The following is a 595-nucleotide window of genomic DNA, read 5'->3' as shown; positions in this document are numbered from 1 at the left end:
GATCGGAAGAAATAAATAATTCAACACCTGAAGCAACAATTGAAATACAATCTGTTAATCATAATTCTGGAGAAGATATAAATAAATCTGTTCCTACTAAGTATTATTGTTATCAAAACTTACTAATAGCATCAAGAAATATGTATAGGTTTTTAAGTGATAAACCATTTAGTAGTTTGTCAGAAATAAACGATTATCTTGAGTCTGTTAAAGCGGGAGATGATTCTAAATTACTTGAATACTTTGATAAAAATAAAACGTTAAAGAGTATTGAGTATTGGTGTAATTTAATTAAAGAATACTTTACTAAAAGTAGTAGGGATTTAAGTAATCTTGAGAAGTTTAATATATTTATGGCATTTGATTTAAATAAAGTTGGAAATAGTCCATTAAAATTATTTAGTCAAATGTCTATGAGCAGAGAATTCCAGTGTTTATTCAGGTTAACTTGATAATAAATAAGCCCCATCAGGGGCTTAAATAATTAATTTTTCAATTTTGAATATCTCCTGTATACATCTTGAGCAATAGGTTTAGTGATGGTGATATAATCTTGAAATAATTTGATATTGAACTTTAAATTCTCAACAGTATG

The 595-nt window shown here is 26.4% G+C and carries 1 protein-coding gene and 1 pseudogene; one reads left to right on the top strand and one right to left on the bottom strand.

The window, feature by feature from the left end:
- A pseudogene (locus tag U880_RS09595) lies at positions 1-452 on the top strand (ERF family protein); the annotation flags it as partial.
- Between the two features lie 32 nt (positions 453-484).
- On the opposite strand, the gene U880_RS11930 reads toward U880_RS09595, so the two are convergent.
- The coding region (locus U880_RS11930) for a BBA14 family lipoprotein (RefSeq protein ID WP_326942968.1) at positions 485-595 on the bottom strand (111 nt) is incomplete at its 5' end.

The sequence above is a fragment of the Borrelia hispanica CRI genome, from assembly GCF_000500065.1.
Classification (GTDB): domain Bacteria; phylum Spirochaetota; class Spirochaetia; order Borreliales; family Borreliaceae; genus Borrelia; species Borrelia hispanica.
This window is presented reverse-complemented; position numbering and strand designations above follow the sequence as displayed.